We start from the raw sequence: 16444 nt of genomic DNA, 5'->3' as shown, positions 1-16444 counted from the left end.
CGCAAAAAAATCCTAGCGATGTGCAAAATCCTCCTAACGGCGATGACCACCTGCTGACTAGGGTTGCATCAGGCAGTTCGCAATGTACTGCCCCTGATAAACAACCCCGATGAGGTGTGCGAAATGACTCTTCAAACAATCAAGGCTTCGGTGCTGAAGTTCGCCAAAGATGAAGATGGCCTGACCATTGTGGAATACGCCGTGGCCGGTGGGTTGATCACCGTATTGGTGGCCGCCGCGTTTGTGCTTCTGGGCGGTGCCGTGAATACCAAGATCCGCGCACTGTGCCAGGCGGTCAACGGCAACGTTGCCTGCTGACAGTAACTTGCGCTGAAGGGGACACGGTCACTTTCAAGGAATACCGCTTGCGACTCTTTTGCAGTGAGTACAACGAATCAATCAAATGGACTTCGCGCTGTCCCCTCAAACAAGTTTCCTAGCAATACCTCTGATTAGCGTGAGGTTCATGAAATGACTTTCCAGACAATAAAAACTTCGATCAGTACGTTCGCCAAAGATGAAGACGGCCTGACCATCGTGGAATACGCGGTGGCGGGGGGCTTGATCACGGTGTTGGTGGCGGCGGCGTTCGTCCTTCTGGGCGGTGTCGTGGATACCAAGATCCGGGCGCTGTGCCAAGCCGCCAATGGCAACGTCGCCTGCTAACGATAACCACCCCTAGGGAGACGCATCATGTCCATGGAACTGCTGGTGTCGACGGTACTGCTGCTGGGACTGCTGGGTGTGGCGGTGGTGAGCGATCTGCTTCGCCACCGCATCCCCAACACGCTGGTCCTGTTGGGCCTTGCCCTGGGATTGGCCGGCCAGGTTTATACCGGCGGGATCGGCGGCCTGGGCGACAGCCTGCTGGGCATGCTGATCTGTTTCGGGCTGTTCCTGCCCATGTACGCCGTCGGTGGCATGGCCGCCGGTGACGTCAAGCTGATGACCATGGTCGGCAGCTTCCTGCCTTTTCATTACGCACTGTGGGCGGCGCTGTTCAGCCTGATCGCCGGCGGTGTATGCGGTTTCCTGATCGTCCTGGCTCGCGGCCAACTGCTCCAGACCCTGGGACGCTACTGGTTGATGGTGCGAGCCCAGGCTTATCTGGCGCCGACTTCGGACGAAGTGGCCGGTAAACCCTTTCCTTATTCGGTTGCGATCCTGATCGGTACTTTGAACAGCGTTTACTGGCAACTGGTTGCCGGCGGCTGGGGAGTCTAGTCATGCACGTCATCAACGATAGCGATGCCTACCCCAGCGAACGGGAAGCGGTACAACGCCTGGCGCCACAGCCATGCACCATTCGCGACACCGGCCTGAGCGACAGCTTCCTGGGTGAGTTGGTGTGCAAGCACCTGCACGATGGCGGCGTGCTGGATATGTCGCGACTGGTCGAGCGCCTGGCCCTGACCGGTGCGGTGATGGAGGAAGTCCTGGCGTTCCTGCGCAAGGACGGACGTGTCGAAGTACTGGGCCAGTTGGGGCAAACCGGTGGGCAGACGCTGCGTTATGGCCTCACCGAGCGTGGCCGCAGTTCGGCCCGCGATGCCCTGGCCCGCAGTGGCTACATCGGCGCGGCGCCGTTCCCGGTGAGCACCTATCGCTCGCTGATCAAGATCCAGACCATCCACCATGGCCGCATCACCGCCAAGGACATGCACCAGGCCTTGGCCGGCCTGGTGCTGAGCCAAGGCATGCTCGACCAGTTGGGCGTCGCCCTGAATTCTGGGCGGGCGATCATGATCTACGGCCCGGCGGGCACGGGCAAAACCTACGTCAGCAGCCGGCTGATCCGGTTGTTTGCCGAAGCCATCTGGGTGCCCCATGCCATCGTTATCAACGAGTCGGTGATCGAGATTTACGACCCGCAGGTGCACCAGCGTCTGGACGACAATGGCCAAGCGAACAACCTGATGCTCAACGAAGGCATCGACCGCCGGCTGCTGTGCTGCAAACGCCCGATCGTCATCACCGGCGGCGAGCTGAGCATGGAGCAGTTGGACGTGCGCTACGACCCGTTCACCCGGCAATACCAGGCGGCGTTGCAGCTCAAGGCCAGCAACGGCCTGTTCATCATTGATGACATGGGCCGCCAGCGTATGGCCCCCGCCGAGTTGCTCAATCGCTGGATCGTGCCCATGGAGGAGAAGCGCGACTTCATCAACTTGGGGGGCGGTCGGCATTGCGAGCTGCCGTTCGACCTGGTGCTGGTGTTTTCCACCAACCTCAATCCCCTCGAATTGGCCGACGAGGCCTTCCTGCGGCGCATTGGCTACAAAGTGCAGTTCGGCTACCTCAAGCCCGAGGAGTACGAACGCATCTGGCGCCAGGAGTGCGAACGCCTGGGCATCCCGTTCGACCCGCTGTTGGTGCGTTATGTCCTGCAGCAGTTGTATGCAGGCGAAGGCATGCCGCTGGTGCCTTGCCATCCCCGTGACCTGTTGAACATGGCGCTCGACCGCCAGCGTTACCTGGGCGGTTCCGGCCCCCTGTCGCCGCAAGAACTGGAATGGGCCTGGCACAACTACTTCGTTCAGCTCGACTTCCTTTGATCTGGAGATACCGACATGAGCTCTCGTACGCTTCCGCTGATAGGCGTTTCCCTGGTAATGGGCCTTGGTGCCGCATGGATGGCTGACGCTTGGCTGAGTGCACGACTCAACGCGTCCCCCGATGATCACCTGCGAAGCGTGGTGGTCGCCACGGTGGAAATCCCCTTCGGGCAAATGGTCGAGGCCCAGCAAGTCACCACCGTGCGCATGCCCATGGACACGATCCCGGACGATGCCTTCGATGCCAGCGAACAGGCCGTGGGCAAGATCGCCACCTTCGACATCCTGCGCGGCGACATCGTGCGGGGCGCGCGTCTGAGTGAGCACTTGGGCGGCAGCACCCTGGCTTCGCTGATCGCACCGGACAAACGCGCCATTTCGGTCCGCGTGGATGATGTGGTCGGCGTGGGTGGCTTCCTCTTGCCGGGCAACCGGGTCGATGTACTGGCGACCAAGACCACCAGCGCCGGCAGCAACAGCGCCACGTCCCGGACCATCCTGGAAAACCTGCGGGTGCTGGCAGTGGACCAGACCGCGGGCACCGACAAGACCCAGCCGGTGGTGGTGCGGGCCGTGACCTTGGAAATGTCGGTCACCGAAGCGGAAGCGCTGGTCACCGCGCAGACCGAGGGCAAGCTGCAATTGGCGCTGCGCAACCCATTGAACCTGGAGAAAAAGGCCGTGGCCGTTGCGCCGCCAGCCCCTGCGCCGGTCATGGCCATGGCGGCCGCCCCGGTGCCAAAACCCGTGGTGCAGCGCAATGCCAAGCCGCAAGGCGGGTCGATCACGCTGATCCGCGGAATTGAAAGCAGCGTGATCAATGTCCGCTGAATAGCTCTCCCCATGCCAGGCCCTTGCGGGCTGTGGCGATGCCGATCCTCAAACGTTGTAGATGAGGGCTCGATGATGAATGCCAATATCCGGCGCCAGGGAGGGGCGGTGAGTGTACTGATGGTGATCGCGTTGGTGGCGATTTCCATGATGGCGGCCTTGGCCCTGGATGGCGGGCACATGCTGCTGAACAAGACGCGCCTGCAGAATGCGGTGGATGCCGCGGCCCTGGGCGGTGCCAAGACCCTGAGCCAGGTGAGCGGTGGCATCAACATGGCCAGCACGACCCGCGCGGCGGCCCTGGACACGCTCAACAGAAATGCCAACGCCGTGGGCAATACCGAGCTGGCCACCGCGGTCGCCGGCAACCCGGGCGCGTTTGCCGTGGTGGAGCTGTCCAGCAGCGTCTACGGCCCATTCTCTTATCCCGGGCCTACCGACGCCAAATACGTGCGGGTGTCGGTGGCCAGCTATCAGTTGAACGGGTTTTTCTGGAGTTTCGTGCAAACGATGGGCAGCGCCGGCTTGGGTAACAAGCGCGTGGCGGCGATTGCCACGGCGGGGCCCAGCCCCACCTCGCCTTGTGACCTGGCGCCGTTGATGGTTTGTGGCGACCCCACTCAATACAACCCGGCCGCCGGCAACTTCTGGGGGTATCAGTTTGGTGACCTGGAAGTCTTGAAAACGGCGGCGGGGAACACATCGCCCATCGGCCCGGGCAACTTCCAATTGCTGGATTTCGGCTCAGGCGGCAGTGCGGTCCGGGAGGACCTGGCCGGTGGTGGCTCGGTCTGCCGCAGTGTCGGCGACAACGTCCAGACGGCGCCGGGTAACAAAGCCGGCCCGACCTCCCAGGGCTTGAACACGCGCTTTGGTATCTACAACGGCCCGGTCAGTTCTTCGGACTATCCACCGGACCTGGTCACGGCTTCGGGCACCCCGGCGGTTACCTACAACGATGCGCTTTCCCAGGCGCAATACAAAGGCCAACCCGTGACGTCGAGCAACGGCGATCTCTCGGCGGGCGGCGAGGCGATACAGGACTACAACGACTGGCGGGCCAGCGTCGCCGCCTGTGTGGCGGGAGGCGGCAGTGGCTGTGAAAGCAACGGGGTTTTCGAACGCCGGATGCTGAAGATCGTGATTGGCGATTGCGCCGGGAAACTGAGCGGTTCGACGTCGATTCCGGTCTTGGGGTTCGGCTGTTATTTCGTCCTGCAGCCGGTGAACGGTGGGGGTTCGGAGTCCATCATCTTTGGCCAGTTCGTCCAGGAGTGCGAGGGCGACAACGTACCGGGCCCCACGCCGTCCACCGATTCCGGCCCGCAGATCATCCAGCTCTACAAAACCTATCTCAACGGCAGCGGCACTCCGAGCACCGACTCGTAGGAGGCGTCATGGGACTTTCTCGTTTCAAACCCGCGCAAGCCCAGCAAGGCGTGGCACTGGTGGAGTTCACCCTGGTGCTGCCGTTGCTGCTGTTGCTGCTGCTGGCCTTCGGCGAGTTCGGCCGCATGCTCTACCAGTACAACGTTCTGTTGCAGGCCAGCCGCGATGCCGACCGCTTCGTCGCCAGCCAGGCGTGGAACGCCACCCTTGGCTCCGTCGCCTTGGGCAGCACGCTCATGACCCAGACAAAAAACGTTGCGGTGTATGGCGTGCCCAGCGCGACGGGAGCCGCCGTGGTGTCTGGCTTGACCACGGCGAATGTGCAGGTCGCCGCCGAGGGCATCGATCATGTGCGCGTCACCATTACCTACACCTTCTGCCCGGTGATTGGCGCGGGTAACTGCGCGGGTTCGATCCCTGGGTTTTTCGGCAGTGCCATTCCACTGGGCATCCCGTTGGTCGCGACCACTGTCATGAGGGCGCTGTGATGAATCACAAACACATGCGCGGCACTTACATCGTGGAGTTCTCCTTCGTCGGCTTGCTGGTGTTCATCCTGCTGTTCGGCGTGGTGGAAATGGGACGGTTGTATTTCACGGTCAATGCGTTGGATGAAGCGGCGCGCCGTGGCGTGCGGCTGGCGGCGGTGTGCAATGTCAGCGATCCGGTGGTGTTGCGCCGGGCTATCTTCAACGCCGCGACGGACACCGGCACCAGTCAATTGATCAGCAACCTGGCGACTTCGAACCTGGCGCTGACCTACCTGGACGTCAATGGCGCCGTGGTGGCGAACCCTACCGACACGTCCGGTGCCTCCGGGTTTCGTGCTATCCGCTATGTCCGGCTGAGCGTGCAGAACTTCGTCTTCAACCTATTCATTCCCGGCTTGGGCGTGCCCATTACCTTGCCCACGTTCAGGGCAACCTTGCCACGCGAAAGCCTTGGGCGTCATTCCGATTCCGGGGAGATCACACCATGCTGAACACCAGGGAAAACCCGCTTTCGACCACCACTGGCAGAGTCGGGCTGCGGATACTGATCAGCAGCCGCGATGCCACGTCCCTGCGCGACTTGCAATGCGTCTGCCAACGCATGCCTGGCCTTGAGGTCAGCACGCGCCTGGTCAGCAACGGCCATGTCGATCCGCTCTACGGCCTGGACCGCATGCCCGACTTGTTGCTGTTGCGCGTCAGCCATCTGTGGCGCGAAGAGCTGTCGGCGTTGTTGCAACGTCCCGCCCATGAACGTCCGCCGATGCTGGTGTGCGGTCCCTTGGGCGAGCAGGAAGGCATGCGCCTGGCGATGCAGGCCGGTGCCCGGGATGTGTTGCCCGAACCCATCGCCGATACGGAATTGGTGGCGGCGCTCAATCGCCTGGTGGCGGAGGTTCGTCTCGGCAACGGCAACGAAGGGAAGTTGATCGCGGTGATCAGCGCCAAGGGCGGCTCCGGCGGGACCCTGGTGGCGTGCAACCTGGCCCAGCAACTCAGTGCCCGGGCAGGCAATACCCTGTTGCTGGACATGGACCTGCAATTTGGCAGCGTGACCCATTACCTGGACGTGGCGCAGTCCCACAGCCATCTGGAAGTGCTGCAGCAGATCGATGAGATGGACAGTGTCGCGTTGCGGGGTTTTTGCAGCCATTTCAGCCCGACCCTGCACGTCCTGGGAGGCCGGGCCGGTGAGTTGTGCCTGCCCCAGGATGCCCAACCCGAACAGCTCGACGCCCTGGTGCAACTGGCCCGTGCCAGTTATGACTGGGTGGTGGTGGACCTGCCGCGGCAGATCGATCACCTCACCGGCTCCGTGCTGGAACAGGTGGATCGGGTGTACGTGGTGGTGCAGCAGAGCGTCAGCCACCTGCGCGATGCCAGCGCCCTGGTGCGGATCCTTCGCGAAGACCTGGGCGTGCGTGGGGAGCAGTTGCAGATCGTGATCAACCGCTATGACAAAAACGCCGCCGTCAGCCTCAAGGACATAGGTGAGGCCCTGCGTTGCGCGAACCTGTCGAAATTGCCCAATGACTTCAACCTGGTCAGCCAGAGTCAGAACACTGGCGTGCCGTTGGGGCTGCATGCGCCGAAGGCGGCCATCACCACCGCCCTGCGCGATTTGACCGAAGACCTGGTTGGTCACCAGATGGCCACGGACAAGGGCTTGCTTAAACGTGCCTTCAACCGTTTTTTCGGGGGATGACCCATGATCAGCGACTTTCGTAACCGCTTGCGCAAACAGCCCGCCAAACCTGGCGCCGCAGCGGGCGTCCAGCCCGGCGACGGCTTGCCGGACCCCACGGACGCATTGATGGCCTGGGAGCAGGCCATCCCCGACGTGCTGTATGAAACCCGCAGCCAGGTCACCCCGGTGGAGGCCGAATGGCGGGAAAAGATCTACCAGCAACTGCTCAAGGTCATGGACCTGTCGTTGCTCGATGCCCTTGAACAGGTCGAGGCCGCGCGGCAGATACGCGATATCTGCCAGCGCCTGCTCGAGGAGCATTCGGCACCGGTGAGTACGGCCAGCCGGCAGTTGATCATCAAGCAGATCACCGACGAAGTGCTCGGCCTCGGGCCGCTGGAGCCGCTGTTGGCCGACCATAGCGTGTCCGACATCCTGGTCAACGGGTTTGCCTCGGTCTATGTCGAACGCTTCGGCAAGTTGCAACGTACCGACGTGCGTTTTCGTGACGACCAGCATTTGCTGAACATCATCGACCGCATCGTCTCCAGCCTGGGCCGACGGATCGACGAGTCCTCGCCGCTGGTGGACGCCCGGCTCAAGGACGGTTCGCGGGTCAACGCGATCATTCCCCCGCTGGCCATCGACGGTCCGAGCATGTCGATCCGGCGTTTCGCCGTGGACCTGCTCAACACCGACAGTCTGATCCAGGTCGGCACCATGACCCCGGCCATTGCCTTGTTGCTCAAGGCCATTGTTCGCGGGCGCCTGAACGTACTGATCTCCGGCGGGACCGGCAGCGGCAAGACCACCATGCTCAACGTGCTGTCCAGTTTCATCCCCCACAACGAGCGCATCGTCACCATCGAGGATTCGGCCGAGCTGCAACTGCAACAGCCCCACGTGGTGCGCCTGGAAACCCGGCCGTCGAACATCGAGGGGCGCGGCGAGGTGAGCCAGCGGGAACTGGTGCGCAACAGCCTGCGCATGCGCCCGGACCGCATTGTCATCGGTGAGGTGCGCGGTGCCGAGGCGATGGACATGCTCACCGCGATGAACACCGGCCACGACGGTTCGCTGACCACTATTCACGCCAACACCGCACGGGATGCGCTGGGGCGAATCGAGAACATGGTGTCGATGACCGGGGCGACGTTTCCGATCAAGGCCATGCGTCAACAAATTGCCTCGGCCATCGATGTGGTGATCCAACTGGAGCGTCAAGAAGACGGCAAGCGACGCGTGGTGAGCATGCAAGAGATCAACGGGATGGAAGGGGAGGTCATCACCATGACCGAAATTTTCTCCTTCGTGCGCCAGGGCATCGGCGAGCACGGCGAGGTACTTGGCGAATATCGGCTCAGTGGCATGATCCCGGCCTTTCGCGATGTGCTGGCCAAGCGCGGCATCGAGTTGCCGCTGACCTTGTTTCGCCCTGAGTGGATGGAGGGCCGGACGTCATGAACAATATCCCCAGTGAGTTCATCTTGGTTTTCCTTGGCATGGTGTTCATCGCCGTGTTCCTGCTGTCCCAGGGCGTGGTGGTGCCGGTGTTCGGTGAAGCCGGCAAGATGCGCAAGCGTATTCGCGGACGCCTGCATGTGCTGGAGAAGGCCAACCACCTGCCCAACATGCAGACCGTGTTGCGGCAGAAGTACCTGACGCGCCTGTCCCCCCTGGAAGCCCGCCTGGAACAGCTGCCGTTCATGGCCAACCTGACGCAACTGATCGAACAGGCCGGCCATGAATACCGGGCTTATCGGGTGATGCTGCTTGGCCTGGTTCTGGGGGCGGCGGCGGGTGCCCTGGTGCTGATGGTCTCGCCGGTCTGGTGGATGGCGCTGCTGGCGGCCTTTGCAGTGACCTGGGTGCCGGTGCTGAAAATCCTGCGTGACCGCAACAAGCGTTTCGCCGCGTTCGAGGAAGGTTTGCCGGATGCGCTGGACGCCATGTGCCGGGCTTTGCGCGCCGGGCACCCGTTCAATGAAACCCTGCGGCTGGTCGCCGAGGAGCACAAAGGACCGGTCGCCCAGGAGTTCGGCATGACCTTTTCCGACATCAACTACGGCAACGACGTGCGCCGGGCCATGCTCGGGCTGCTGGAGCGGATGCCGAGCATGACGGTGATGATGCTGGTGACGTCGATCCTCATCCATCGCGAGACCGGCGGCAATTTGACCGAGGTACTGGAGCGTCTGAGCCGCTTGATTCGCGGGCGTTTCCGGTTCCAGCGCAAGATCAAGACACTGTCGGCGGAAGGGCGGATGTCGGCCTGGGTGCTGGTGGCGATCCCGTTCGTGCTGGCGATCGCCATCGTGCTCACCAGCCCCAGCTACATGCCGGTGCTGATCAATGACCCCATAGGGCACAAGCTGATCATTGGCGCGTTCTGCGCCATGTTGATCGGGATTTTCTGGATAAGAAAGATCATCCGGATCCAGGTTTAAGCGCTGTTGCGCCGCGAGGTTTCAGTCATGGATTTTTTACTCGGATTGTTGAGTCGGCTTACTGGCAACGAAGAGCTGGCACGCCTGTTGTTCATCGCCGCGATTGGCCTCAGTACAGTGCTGGCGGCCGTCGCACTCCTGCTATTGATGCTGGGCCTGCAGGATCCGGTGCAGCGGCGCCTGGCGCTGATCAAGCGCGGTTATGGTGGCAACGCCGCAGGGCAGGAGGCGCCCGGTAACCTACAGCTCTTGTTGGAACTGGTCGGCCAGCGCTTTGCTTCCACCGACCAGGCCCACACGTCGGCCACCCAGACCTTGCTGACCCACGCCGGTTATCGTTCAGCCTCGGCGGTGCAGATGTATTGGGCCGTGCGCCTGATGCTGCCGCTGTTGCTGGTCGGTGTTGCGTTGTTGCTGCTGCCGATGGTCAAGGTTTCAGTGGCTATCGGGCTGCTGGCGGTGGCCCTCATCGCGGGCATCGGCTGGCTGCTGCCGGCGATCTACGTCGGCAAACGCAAGCAGGCACGTCAAGGCCGGCTGCGCGCCGCGTTCCCGGATGCACTGGACCTGATGGTGGTCTGCGTCGAGTCGGGCCTGGCCCTGCCCACGACGATTGAACGGGTGGCTGAAGAGATGTCGGTCAGTCAGGTGGAACTGGCCGAGGAACTGGCGTTGGTCAATGCGCAGATCCGGGCGGGCATCACCAGTACCGAGGCGCTCAAGCAACTGGCCGTGCGCACCGGCCTGGAGGATATCCAGGGGCTGGTCAGCCTGCTGGCGCAAAGTATCCGTTTCGGCACCAGCGTGGCCGATACCCTGCGGATCTACGCCGATGAGTTTCGCGACCGGCGGACTCAGGCGGCGGAAGAAATGGGGGCCAAGATTGGCACCAAGCTGATCTTCCCGCTGATTTTTTGCCTGTGGCCGAGCTTCTTTCTGGTCGCCATTGGCCCGGCCATGATTGGCGTGTTCAGGGCTTTCGGGAATATGTAAGGCAGCGGGGGGCTCTTGTGGGAGCGAGCTTGCTCGCGATAGCGGTGGGTCAGTCAATGAAGGTGCTGACTGCCAGTCCGCCATCGCGAGCAGGCTCGCTCCCATTGGTTTTCCGGCGCCCACCTCCTGATCATTCCAGGCAACACACCACACCTGTGGCGAGGGAGCTTGCTCCCGCTGGGCTGCGCAGCAGCCCTGCTTTTTGCGGCGGCTCTGCACCACTGTGGGAGCGAGCTTGCTCGCGATAGCGGTGGGTCAGTCAATGAAGGTGCTGACTGCCAGTCCGCCATCGCGAGCAAGCTCGCTCCCACTGGTTTTCCGGCGCCCACCTCCTGATCATTCCAAGCAACACACCACACCTGTGGCGAGGGAGCTTGCTCCCGCTGGGCTGCGTAGCAGCCCCGGCTCTTTGCGGCGGCTCTGCTCCATTGTGGGAGCGAGCTTGCTCGCGATAGCGGTGGGTCAGTCAATGAAGGTGCTGACTGCCAGTCCGCCATCGCGAGCAAGCTCGCTCCCACAGGTTTTCCGGCGCCCATCTCCTGATCACTCCAAGCAACACACCACACCTGTGGCGAGGGAGCTTGCTCCCGCTGGGCTGCGTAGCAGCCCCGGCTCTTTGCGGCGGCTCTGCACCATTGTGGGAGCTTGCTCCCACAGGTTCACGCCTGTGATCTGCCGATCGTTCAAGCCAAAAGACCGCAGCCTCCGGGAGCATCTACATCGGATCAAATGTAGGCACTGCCGAAGGCTGCGGTCTTTCGTTTCCCGCGTGTTTCATTTGCTACTGGTGATCTCTCCACCCGAGTCCTGGTCAAAGAACTCCGGGATCGGGTAGGTGAAGCTGTTGAGCCAACGCTGCATGGCCATCTCGCGCTCGGCGGCCGAGGCGGTTTGCAGGTTGGTGGAGGCCACCACGCCGCGAATCTGCAATTGCATCCAGTTCTCGGTGCCTTGCTGTGCGGCTGAGGAGGGGCCTGGTTCAATGGCCCAGGCGGCGGTGGACAGGCTCACCATGCACACGATCATCAAATGTTTGCTCATCATTTCTTGAACTCCTCGTAACGCTCTACTGGACCGCGCCGGTTGAAGCATCGACGACCTCGGTCAGGCGGTTGGCGGGTGATGTCACTGCCTGAGGTGCCGCGCCCCTGATTCTTTCCGCACGGGCCTGGGCATCTGCCACTTGCTGGGGGCTGAGCTTGGCCATGTTCGCGAGCTCGGCGGCCTGCTTCCAGTTGTCCTGGTAAATCAGCAGGGTCACCATGTTGAGCGCGGCCAGCGTATCGGACTGCTGGAGCTCCATGGCGGTCATGAACTCGAAGCGGGCTTCTGAAATACGCCGTTGATTGAGGTAGACAACCCCCAGGTCATTGCGGATCTTGCCTTCGGTCGGAGCCATTTTCGCGGCGTGTTCGAGATATTGCGTCGCGGCCGCGTTGTCATTCCTGGCGGCCGCCAACTGACCCAGGCCATGTTCACCGTCAGCGGCCAGGCAAGTCCCCTGCAGGCTTTTGTACAACGATTCGGCCTCGTTTCGGCCCATCAGGCGCAGCACCCGAGCCTTGCGCAAGCGGACCTGGACCAAGTCCTCGGGCAAGCGTTCGAGGTTCGCCAGGCTGGCATATAAACGACCCTCGTTGGCCATGTCTTCCGCCATGTTCAAGGCCAGCTCCTGGTCGGCTCCGGGCTTGGCGCAATCGGCCGGGCGTGACGCGACCACACCGTTGCTGGCACAACCGACCAGCATCAAAGTCGCCGTTAATGCGATCACTGTTTTCATGGAATACCCCTTGGCGAACCGTTGGACATTGGACGCCTTGCACATCAGGCGCCGGCTCATTGGGAAAGCCCGCTGCGGTTGTCAAACTCGCCATTTTCGAGGAAGTACATGCGGTAGAAATTCGGGTCGTAGTTGCGCAATTGCTCACCCGGCAAGCTCGGCAGTTGCGCGTCGGCCGCCAACGGTTGGACCAGGTGCGGCGTGACGATCATCAGCAGCTCGCGCTCTTCGCGATTGATGGCGTTGTCACGAAAGAACGCGCCGAGAATCGGCACGTCGCCCAGCCCTGGAAACTTGTTCACCTGGGAACTGTTGCGGGTGCTGATCAGGCCGCTGATGACAAAGCTTTCGCCATCGGCCAGGGCGATGCTGGTATCGGTACGGCGCACGGTGAGTGCCGGCACCAGTGTCCCGGCGATATTCACCGCGTTGGTGAAATCCAGCTCACTGACTTCCGGCGCCACCTTCAAGGCGATGCGATTCTTGCCGATGACGGTGGGCGTCAGGGTCAGGCGGATGCCGAATTCCTTGTACTCGATGGACACGTTGTCGCTGCCGGCACTGGGCACCGGGATCGGTACTTCGCCACCGGCCAGGAAGCTCGCGCTCTGCCCGCTGAGGGCCACCAGGCTCGGCCGTGCCAGGGTATAGGCAAAACCGCTGCCCTCCAGGGCGTTGATCATCAACAGGGTCTTACCGGTGGCGAAAGACAAGTTGAACATGTCGTTATTGACCGGCAATGAAGGCCGGACAACACCGCCGATGGTGGGCATGGTCCTTGGCGAGCCGAACAGGAAATTGCCACGGCTGCCGAAAATCGACGTCGAGGCTTCCTTGAGTTTGGTCCGGCTGACTTCAACGAAACGGATGTCGGTCTGCACCTGGGCGAGCAACATCGGGTCTTCGGAAGGCATGCTCGCAGCGCCCGTCAGCGCCTCAGTGGCCCGGCCTTTGACAAAGACCATGCTCTGGCGCGGTATTTTCGAACAGTCGGTCCAGACCATCAGGCTCGTGGCGCCGGGCGCCAGGCCCGTGAGGATGAAGGCATCGCTGCCACTGGGTTGCACATCGGCAATTTTCGGGTCGCCGACGGCCAACTTCGTCACGGGGGCGAGGATGCGCAGTTCGCTCTGGAGCCCTTGGCCGACCTCGAAGGTCGCCGGCAAATTGTCCAGTTGCGAACAGTTTGCCGCTGCGGCCTGGGCCGCATCCAGGCCAAGGCCCATCCAGAACAGGCCATGAATGAAATGTTTTAAAACGGGTGCGGTGCGCTGGGTCATGAAGTGATCCTCAATAGAGAGGCCTTCCCTAGGCTTGCCAGATGCCTCGGATCACTTAAGAGGCCCGGGCTGCCCCTTTCCATCTCGCCAGATCCTTCATGAATGCCGGCTTCAGGCCGCGTCGCTACCAGCAAACGGGCGCATTACACCGGCCCGACTGAACGACAGGCAGCTTGCGAATAACCTTTCTGAACCCCGGAATATCCGGGTTTTGTCGAGGGCAGTGACGGTATCGATCAGGTCGCTTTGAGGCACCTTTTACCGGCCCCGTCCTCGCTTCTGTTTCACGTTAGACCAAACATGGCAAAGCGCCACGCTCCAGGACAAAAAAATGACTAAAAGCTGACGGGTGGGAGAAATCGATCAAGAGTGCGTCAATAATCCGTCTTTCCTTGCGATTGTCCGCTGACGAATCATGTGGCAAGACACGGTATATTTTGTTTTATCCGGGGCGCGGAACACCGCCGATCGAGGTTCTCGACGCAAGGATCTTGGGCTGATCCAATTGAGTCGGCCTGCGAATCGCGATTCAGACCGCAGGCTAAGGCGGGCGTCAGTCCACGTGATAGTGGACCGACAACGTTCCTTTCTTCTGTGAAAGCGAGGCAATGGTGACAGCTCCCAGTTCTTGCAGCCGTCGTACATGGGTGCCGCCGCAGCCATAGGCCGTCAGCTCACCAAAGCCGACTTCCCGGATGCCTTGGCGAAGTGCGACCTGGCGAAGCAGGTCCTCGGCGATCAATGCATCGATACCCTGTTGGATGATCGATGTGTCCAGTTCTTCAGAGTGCTCCCCCGGCTGGAACTGCACGCGGCTTTCGCCGGGCCAGTGATGGGCCTTGATCGGCTTCCAGCCACGGCTTTCGGCGAAATGGCCGATCAGGTGCCCGGCCGAATGCAAGCGCGAATTCAGCAATCGCCGTTGCTCATCCACGAGGATCTCGACCATGCCCGGGGCCACTGGGCGGTCGACGTAATGAATGATCTGTTGCCCGTCCTGAACGACGCGCAGTACCTGGCTGTCGCCGATCCATCCGGTGTCGCAAGGCTGACCACCGCCCTGGGGGTGGAACAGGGTGGCGTGCAGTACCACGGCAAATTCGTTTTCCTGGCGGCTGCAATCCAGGACTTCCACATTGGCCTTGAGGTCATCGCTATGGAAAAAGAGGCGAAGCGTCATGTTCCATATCCTTATCAGAATTTTCCTGTCGCGATTATAAGATGTGCTGAATTTGGTGATAATCCGTTCAAATCTCAAAGGACTGTTGCGCCATGAGCACAAATTTACCGTTGCCGTTGCTCGCCGAAATGGCCATCTTCGTCAAGGTTGTGGAGACCGGCAGCTTTTCCGAAGCGGCCCGCCAGTCAGGCTCATCGCCGTCGGCCATCAGCCGCAGCATTTCTCGCCTGGAGAAAGCCCTGGCGACCCGATTGCTGCAGCGCACCACCCGCAAGTTGCGTTTGAGCGATGGCGGCGAAGAGGTGTTCAAGCGCTGCCAGGAGATGGTCGCCGCCGCGCGGTCGGTGATGGAAATCAGCGGTCAGTTCACCCAGGAAGCGCAAGGGCGCATCCGCGTCAGCGTGCCCAAGGCGGTGGGGCGTTTCGTGATTCATCCACACATGCCTGAATTTTTGCGTCGCTATCCGAAGGTCGATGTGGAGTTGTTCCTGGAGGATCGGCAGGTCGACCTGATCGATGATCACGTCGACCTGGCCATCCGGATTACCGATCAACCATCAGCCGGGCTGGTGGGGCGTCAGTTGCTGACCATTGACCACCTGCTCTGCGCCACGCCGCAATACCTGGCAGAGCATGGTGTTCCCACGCATCCCCACGACTTGCTGGAGCACAGTTGCATTTACCTGGGAGAAACGCCCAATGACGCGCGCTGGAAATTCAAGAAAGGCAGCAAATCGGTCACCGTAGGCGTGCGCGGGCGCTACGCGGCCAATCACACGGGGGTGCGGTTGGGGGCGGTCTTGCAGCACATCGGTATTGGCAGTCTGCCGTATTTCACCGCCCGTCATGCCTTGGAGCAGGGGTTGATCGTGCAGGTGTTGGCCGACTGGACGTTCCTGGCTTCGTATCAAGGTGGCTTGTGGTTGCTGCATTCGCCGACCCGTTATCTGCCGCCGAAGCTGCGGGTGTTCATTGATTATCTGGTGGAATGCCTGGCGAAGGAGCCGACCTTGTACAAGGTGGGGGGAGGGGCGCGTTCCAGCAAGGTCGCGGCGCACTATGAGTTGCCAGAGAGTGATGGGTTGTTCTGACGGGCGCCATCGCGAGCAAGCTCGCTCCCACAGGAGGTCTGCTGTACACATGAATCTTGTGATCAATCACCAACCAGTGTGGGAGTGGGCTGCGGCGCGCATGAATCTTGTGATCAGCCGTAAACCAGTGTGGGAGCGAGCTTGCTCGCGATGAGGCCCGCCCAGGCGACACACTTCGGCAAGGCCAAAAAAAAGCCCGCCGGGTTAACCGTGCGGGCCTTTTGCATGACGGATCGCAATCAGTGCTTGCTGTCCTGGTCCGACATCGCCAGCAATTGCTTTTCCTGGTTCCAGTCGAAAGGCTCGTCGTTCTGCTCGGCTTCGAAACGACGTTCTTCCAGGGCCTGGTACAGGGCGATTTCTTCGTCGGGCATGTAGTGCAGGCAGTCACCGGCGAAGTACCAGAGCAGGTCACGAGGCACCAGGTGGGCAATCTGTGGGTAACGGACGATCACCTGGCACAGGAGGTCCTGGCCCAGGTACTGGCTTTCGATCGGGTCGACGGGCAATTGCGCGCGCAACTCGTCGAAGCGCTCCAGGAACAAGGCGTGGCTTTCTTCGGGCACCTGTTCGGCCTCACCCACGGCGACCAGGATGCTGCGCAAGTGGTCAAGCAAGACAAGGTGATCGGCAACGACATTGGACACGAGATAAGTCCTCAAGAGCAAAACGGGCGCAGGAGTATAAAGCCCTTGCGCCCGCTTTTATAGGTGAAGAGTT

General features: G+C 61.5%; 18 protein-coding genes. 13 read left to right on the top strand and 5 right to left on the bottom strand.

The window, feature by feature from the left end; translation table 11 throughout:
• Positions 1-123: 123 nt before the first annotated feature.
• The 12 genes from AC515T_RS20685 to AC515T_RS20630 all read left to right on the top strand — a co-directional run bounded on the left by AC515T_RS20685 (position 124) and on the right by AC515T_RS20630 (position 10393).
• A complete protein-coding gene (locus AC515T_RS20685) occupies positions 124-318 on the top strand; it encodes a Flp family type IVb pilin (RefSeq protein ID WP_008070254.1) in 195 nt (64 codons plus the stop codon).
• Positions 319-471: 153 nt separating this feature from the next.
• Positions 472-666: a Flp family type IVb pilin gene (locus tag AC515T_RS20680; protein ID WP_122565925.1), complete on the top strand. Its 195-nt coding sequence runs from the start codon at positions 472-474 to the stop codon at positions 664-666.
• 27 nt (positions 667-693) lie between these two features.
• Positions 694-1224, top strand: a complete 531-nt coding sequence (locus AC515T_RS20675) for an A24 family peptidase (RefSeq protein ID WP_496529834.1) — start codon at positions 694-696, stop codon at positions 1222-1224.
• A gap of 2 nt (positions 1225-1226) precedes the next feature.
• Positions 1227-2555, top strand: a complete 1329-nt coding sequence (locus tag AC515T_RS20670) for a DUF8689 domain-containing protein (RefSeq protein WP_496529833.1) — start codon at positions 1227-1229, stop codon at positions 2553-2555.
• Between the two features lie 15 nt (positions 2556-2570).
• Positions 2571-3386, top strand: a complete 816-nt coding sequence (cpaB, locus tag AC515T_RS20665) for a Flp pilus assembly protein CpaB (protein WP_496529832.1) — start codon at positions 2571-2573, stop codon at positions 3384-3386.
• A 72-nt stretch (positions 3387-3458) separates the two neighbouring features.
• Positions 3459-4775: a TadE/TadG family type IV pilus assembly protein gene (locus AC515T_RS20660; RefSeq protein WP_496529831.1), complete on the top strand. Its 1317-nt coding sequence runs from the start codon at positions 3459-3461 to the stop codon at positions 4773-4775.
• 8 nt (positions 4776-4783) lie between these two features.
• Complete coding sequence (locus AC515T_RS20655) at positions 4784-5263, top strand: TadE/TadG family type IV pilus assembly protein (RefSeq protein WP_496529830.1); 480 nt, start codon at positions 4784-4786, stop codon at positions 5261-5263.
• The gene (locus AC515T_RS20650; protein ID WP_305482341.1) at positions 5263-5757 is read left to right on the top strand and encodes a TadE/TadG family type IV pilus assembly protein; all 495 of its coding nucleotides are present in this window, start codon (positions 5263-5265) and stop codon (positions 5755-5757) included. Before AC515T_RS20655 ends, AC515T_RS20650 begins: the two co-directional genes overlap by 1 nt.
• Complete coding sequence (locus AC515T_RS20645; protein WP_496529829.1) at positions 5751-6971, top strand: AAA family ATPase; 1221 nt, start codon at positions 5751-5753, stop codon at positions 6969-6971. The genes AC515T_RS20650 and AC515T_RS20645 overlap by 7 nt, the downstream gene beginning before the upstream one ends.
• Positions 6972-6974: 3 nt before the next feature.
• Positions 6975-8417 carry a TadA family conjugal transfer-associated ATPase gene (locus AC515T_RS20640; protein ID WP_496529828.1) on the top strand — a complete coding sequence of 481 codons (1443 nt, stop codon included), beginning with the start codon at positions 6975-6977 and terminating at the stop codon, positions 8415-8417.
• The gene (locus AC515T_RS20635) at positions 8414-9400 is read left to right on the top strand and encodes a type II secretion system F family protein (protein ID WP_496529827.1); all 987 of its coding nucleotides are present in this window, start codon (positions 8414-8416) and stop codon (positions 9398-9400) included. Before AC515T_RS20640 ends, AC515T_RS20635 begins: the two co-directional genes overlap by 4 nt.
• A gap of 27 nt (positions 9401-9427) precedes the next feature.
• A complete protein-coding gene (locus AC515T_RS20630; RefSeq protein ID WP_496529826.1) occupies positions 9428-10393 on the top strand; it encodes a type II secretion system F family protein in 966 nt (321 codons plus the stop codon).
• Positions 10394-11167: 774 nt separating this feature from the next.
• On the opposite strand, the gene AC515T_RS20625 is transcribed toward AC515T_RS20630, so the two are convergent.
• The 4 genes from AC515T_RS20625 to AC515T_RS20610 all read right to left on the bottom strand — a co-directional run bounded on the left by AC515T_RS20625 (position 11168) and on the right by AC515T_RS20610 (position 14633).
• Positions 11168-11437, bottom strand: coding sequence for a DUF3613 domain-containing protein (locus tag AC515T_RS20625; RefSeq protein WP_496529825.1), 270 nt, complete (start codon positions 11435-11437; stop codon positions 11168-11170).
• 22 nt (positions 11438-11459) lie between these two features.
• Complete coding sequence (locus AC515T_RS20620) at positions 11460-12173, bottom strand: tetratricopeptide repeat protein (protein WP_496529824.1); 714 nt, start codon at positions 12171-12173, stop codon at positions 11460-11462.
• 56 nt (positions 12174-12229) lie between these two features.
• Positions 12230-13453, bottom strand: a complete 1224-nt coding sequence (locus tag AC515T_RS20615; RefSeq protein ID WP_496529823.1) for a type II and III secretion system protein family protein — start codon at positions 13451-13453, stop codon at positions 12230-12232.
• A 553-nt stretch (positions 13454-14006) separates the two neighbouring features.
• Complete coding sequence (locus AC515T_RS20610) at positions 14007-14633, bottom strand: alanyl-tRNA editing protein (RefSeq protein ID WP_496529822.1); 627 nt, start codon at positions 14631-14633, stop codon at positions 14007-14009.
• A gap of 92 nt (positions 14634-14725) precedes the next feature.
• Between AC515T_RS20610 and AC515T_RS20605 the strand changes: the two genes are divergently transcribed.
• The gene (locus AC515T_RS20605) at positions 14726-15724 is read left to right on the top strand and encodes a LysR family transcriptional regulator (protein ID WP_496529821.1); all 999 of its coding nucleotides are present in this window, start codon (positions 14726-14728) and stop codon (positions 15722-15724) included.
• A 239-nt stretch (positions 15725-15963) separates the two neighbouring features.
• Here AC515T_RS20605 and AC515T_RS20600 read toward each other — a convergent pair whose 3' ends face one another.
• Complete coding sequence (locus tag AC515T_RS20600) at positions 15964-16371, bottom strand: PA2817 family protein (protein WP_003204309.1); 408 nt, start codon at positions 16369-16371, stop codon at positions 15964-15966.
• Positions 16372-16444: the final 73 nt, after the last annotated feature.

This window comes from Pseudomonas sp. FSO-7, assembly GCF_059579345.1.
The sequence above is the reverse complement of the archived record's forward strand: the minus strand, read 5'-3'. Positions and strand labels throughout refer to the sequence as shown.

What these genes read in the sequence shown, in the direction of transcription:
- AC515T_RS20685 (WP_008070254.1), top strand. Translation starts at nt 124, where the DNA reads ATGACTCTTCAAACAATCAAGGCTTCGGTGCTGAAGTTCGCCAAAGAT.
- AC515T_RS20680 (WP_122565925.1), top strand. Translation starts at nt 472, where the DNA reads ATGACTTTCCAGACAATAAAAACTTCGATCAGTACGTTCGCCAAAGAT.
- AC515T_RS20675 (WP_496529834.1), top strand. Translation starts at nt 694, where the DNA reads ATGTCCATGGAACTGCTGGTGTCGACGGTACTGCTGCTGGGACTGCTG.
- AC515T_RS20670 (WP_496529833.1), top strand. Translation starts at nt 1,227, where the DNA reads ATGCACGTCATCAACGATAGCGATGCCTACCCCAGCGAACGGGAAGCG.
- cpaB (WP_496529832.1), top strand. Translation starts at nt 2,571, where the DNA reads ATGAGCTCTCGTACGCTTCCGCTGATAGGCGTTTCCCTGGTAATGGGC.
- AC515T_RS20660 (WP_496529831.1), top strand. Translation starts at nt 3,459, where the DNA reads ATGATGAATGCCAATATCCGGCGCCAGGGAGGGGCGGTGAGTGTACTG.
- AC515T_RS20655 (WP_496529830.1), top strand. Translation starts at nt 4,784, where the DNA reads ATGGGACTTTCTCGTTTCAAACCCGCGCAAGCCCAGCAAGGCGTGGCA.
- AC515T_RS20650 (WP_305482341.1), top strand. Translation starts at nt 5,263, where the DNA reads ATGAATCACAAACACATGCGCGGCACTTACATCGTGGAGTTCTCCTTC.
- AC515T_RS20645 (WP_496529829.1), top strand. Translation starts at nt 5,751, where the DNA reads ATGCTGAACACCAGGGAAAACCCGCTTTCGACCACCACTGGCAGAGTC.
- AC515T_RS20640 (WP_496529828.1), top strand. Translation starts at nt 6,975, where the DNA reads ATGATCAGCGACTTTCGTAACCGCTTGCGCAAACAGCCCGCCAAACCT.
- AC515T_RS20635 (WP_496529827.1), top strand. Translation starts at nt 8,414, where the DNA reads ATGAACAATATCCCCAGTGAGTTCATCTTGGTTTTCCTTGGCATGGTG.
- AC515T_RS20630 (WP_496529826.1), top strand. Translation starts at nt 9,428, where the DNA reads ATGGATTTTTTACTCGGATTGTTGAGTCGGCTTACTGGCAACGAAGAG.
- AC515T_RS20625 (WP_496529825.1), bottom strand. Translation starts at nt 11,437, where the DNA reads ATGATGAGCAAACATTTGATGATCGTGTGCATGGTGAGCCTGTCCACC.
- AC515T_RS20620 (WP_496529824.1), bottom strand. Translation starts at nt 12,173, where the DNA reads ATGAAAACAGTGATCGCATTAACGGCGACTTTGATGCTGGTCGGTTGT.
- AC515T_RS20615 (WP_496529823.1), bottom strand. Translation starts at nt 13,453, where the DNA reads ATGACCCAGCGCACCGCACCCGTTTTAAAACATTTCATTCATGGCCTG.
- AC515T_RS20610 (WP_496529822.1), bottom strand. Translation starts at nt 14,633, where the DNA reads ATGACGCTTCGCCTCTTTTTCCATAGCGATGACCTCAAGGCCAATGTG.
- AC515T_RS20605 (WP_496529821.1), top strand. Translation starts at nt 14,726, where the DNA reads ATGAGCACAAATTTACCGTTGCCGTTGCTCGCCGAAATGGCCATCTTC.